Origin of the sequence: Thauera phenylacetica B4P (assembly GCF_000310225.1) — a bacterium.
Lineage (GTDB): Bacteria > Pseudomonadota > Gammaproteobacteria > Burkholderiales > Rhodocyclaceae > Thauera > Thauera phenylacetica.
In genome coordinates this window covers 1-3,214 of sequence record NZ_AMXF01000339.1, presented here as the reverse complement: position 1 = coordinate 3,214, position 3,214 = coordinate 1, and the positions used below count along the sequence as shown (strand labels likewise).

Here is a 3,214-nt window from a genome sequence, read left to right as displayed (position 1 = left end):
CGCTGGCGGCATGCTTTACACATGCAAGTCGAACGGCAGCGGGGGCTTCGGCCTGCCGGCGAGTGGCGAACGGGTGAGTAATGCATCGGAACGTGCCCATGTCGTGGGGGATAACGTAGCGAAAGCTACGCTAATACCGCATACGCCCTGAGGGGGAAAGCGGGGGATTCTTCGGAACCTCGCGCGATTGGAGCGGCCGATGTCGGATTAGCTAGTAGGTGAGGTAAAGGCTCACCTAGGCGACGATCCGTAGCGGGTCTGAGAGGATGATCCGCCACACTGGGACTGAGACACGGCCCAGACTCCTACGGGAGGCAGCAGTGGGGAATTTTGGACAATGGGCGCAAGCCTGATCCAGCCATGCCGCGTGAGTGAAGAAGGCCTTCGGGTTGTAAAGCTCTTTCGGCCGGGAAGAAATCGTGTTCTCTAACATAGGACATGGATGACGGTACCGGACTAAGAAGCACCGGCTAACTACGTGCCAGCAGCCGCGGTAATACGTAGGGTGCGAGCGTTAATCGGAATTACTGGGCGTAAAGCGTGCGCAGGCGGTTTTGTAAGACAGATGTGAAATCCCCGGGCTTAACCTGGGAACTGCGTTTGTGACTGCAAGGCTAGAGTACGGCAGAGGGGGGTGGAATTCCTGGTGTAGCAGTGAAATGCGTAGAGATCAGGAGGAACACCGATGGCGAAGGCAGCCCCCTGGGCCTGTACTGACGCTCATGCACGAAAGCGTGGGGAGCAAACAGGATTAGATACCCTGGTAGTCCACGCCCTAAACGATGTCGACTAGTCGTTCGGAGCAGCAATGCACTGAGTGACGCAGCTAACGCGTGAAGTCGACCGCCTGGGGAGTACGGCCGCAAGGTTAAAACTCAAAGGAATTGACGGGGACCCGCACAAGCGGTGGATGATGTGGATTAATTCGATGCAACGCGAAAAACCTTACCTACCCTTGACATGTCTGGAACCTTGCTGAGAGGCGAGGGTGCCTTCGGGAGCCAGAACACAGGTGCTGCATGGCTGTCGTCAGCTCGTGTCGTGAGATGTTGGGTTAAGTCCCGCAACGAGCGCAACCCTTGTCACTAGTTGCCATCATTTAGTTGGGCACTCTAGTGAGACTGCCGGTGACAAACCGGAGGAAGGTGGGGATGACGTCAAGTCCTCATGGCCCTTATGGGTAGGGCTTCACACGTCATACAATGGTCGGTACAGAGGGTTGCCAAGCCGCGAGGTGGAGCCAATCCCTTAAAGCCGATCGTAGTCCGGATCGTAGTCTGCAACTCGACTACGTGAAGTCGGAATCGCTAGTAATCGCAGATCAGCATGCTGCGGTGAATACGTTCCCGGGTCTTGTACACACCGCCCGTCACACCATGGGAGTGGGTTTCACCAGAAGTAGGTAGCTTAACCTTCGGGAGGGCGCTTACCACGGTGAGATTCATGACTGGGGTGAAGTCGTAACAAGGTAGCCGTATCGGAAGGTGCGGCTGGATCACCTCCTTTCAAGAGATCAGGCCGCGTACGGCCAAGTATCCACAACTTATCGGTTGTTCAGGCGAGAAGAGCCTCGGATGAGGGTCTGTAGCTCAGCTGGTTAGAGCACCGTCTTGATAAGGCGGGGGTCGTTGGTTCGAACCCAACCAGACCCACCAATCAAGGGTTGCTCGAGACAGGGGCTGTAGCTCAGCTGGGAGAGCGGCGGCTTTGCAAGCCGTAGGTCGTCGGTTCGATCCCGACCAGCTCCACCAGCGCAGGGTGGAAAATCCTGCAGTGTGGAAAGTCCTCGAGGGGTGTGTGGCGTCAGGCGTGACGAGTGGGACGTGCGTGGTGTGCACGGTACTCCTTACTCCTGACTCTTCACGAGTCGTGCTCTTTAACAAAGTGGAAGAAGTGTAGTACGTACCGAGCCGGTGCGTACTGCAAGTTGTGTGATTGCATTGATCCGGCGCTGAGCTTGTCAGCGTAGCGTCGGGTCGCACAAACGAGTTCGTTCCTGTACGCGGGCCTTCGCGGTGGCAACATCGAGGAGGGTCCAAGGTTATAGGATCAAGCGACTAAGTGCATGTGGTGGATGCCTTGGCGATCACAGGCGATGAAGGACGTGTAAGCCTGCGAAAAGCGTGGGGGAGCTGGCAATAGAGCTTTGATCCCACGATGTCCGAATGGGGAAACCCACCCCGCAAGGGGTATCCCAGACTGAATACATAGGTCTGAGGAGGCGAACCGAGCGAACTGAAACATCTAAGTAGCTCGAGGAAAAGAAATCAACCGAGATTCCGTAAGTAGTGGCGAGCGAACACGGAAGAGCCTGCACGACTAAACCATCAGCTTAGCAAAACGGTCTGGAAAGTCCGACGATACAGGGTGATAGTCCCGTATGCGAAAAGCCGGTGGCGGGTCTGAGCGTGCGACAAGTAGGGCGGGACACGAGAAATCCTGTCTGAAGATGGGGGGACCATCCTCCAAGGCTAAATACTCGTGATCGACCGATAGTGAACCAGTACCGTGAGGGAAAGGCGAAAAGAACCCCGGGAGGGGAGTGAAATAGATCCTGAAACCGCATGCATACAAACAGTGGGAGCCTCGTAAGGGGTGACTGCGTACCTTTTGTATAATGGGTCAGCGACTTACGTTCAGTTGCGAGCTTAACCGAATAGGGGAGGCGTAGCGAAAGCGAGTCTGATAAGGGCGTCAGAGTAGCTGGGCGTAGACCCGAAACCGGATGATCTATCCATGGCCAGGATGAAGGTGCCGTAACAGGTACTGGAGGTCCGAACCCACTAACGTTGAAAAGTTAGGGGATGAGCTGTGGATAGGGGTGAAAGGCTAAACAAATCCGGAAATAGCTGGTTCTCCCCGAAAACTATTTAGGTAGTGCGTCGTACGGACACTTGCGGGGGTAGAGCACTGTAATCGTTGGGGGGGTCATTGCGATCTACCCCGCGATAGCAAACTCCGAATACCGCAAAGTGATATACGGCAGACAGACATCGGGTGCTAACGTCCGGTGTCAAGAGGGAAACAACCCAGACCGCCAGCTAAGGTCCCAAATGCATGGCTAAGTGGCAAACGAGGTGGGAAGGCATAGACAGCTAGGAGGTTGGCTTAGAAGCAGCCACCCTTTAAAGAAAGCGTAATAGCTCACTAGTCGAGTCGTCCTGCGCGGAAGATGTAACGGGGCTCAAGCCATGAACCGAAGCTGCGGATGTGT

General features: G+C 55.5%; 2 tRNA genes and 2 rRNA genes. All 4 read left to right on the top strand.

The window, feature by feature from the left end:
* Positions 1–1,506: ribosomal RNA gene (locus C667_RS21550) — 16S ribosomal RNA — on the top strand; the annotation flags it as partial.
* A 72-nt stretch (positions 1,507–1,578) separates the two neighbouring features.
* Positions 1,579–1,655 (top strand) — tRNA-Ile (locus C667_RS21545).
* 20 nt (positions 1,656–1,675) lie between these two features.
* Positions 1,676–1,751: transfer RNA gene (locus C667_RS21540), tRNA-Ala, on the top strand.
* A 296-nt stretch (positions 1,752–2,047) separates the two neighbouring features.
* Positions 2,048–3,214, top strand: a 23S ribosomal RNA gene (locus C667_RS21535); the annotation flags it as partial.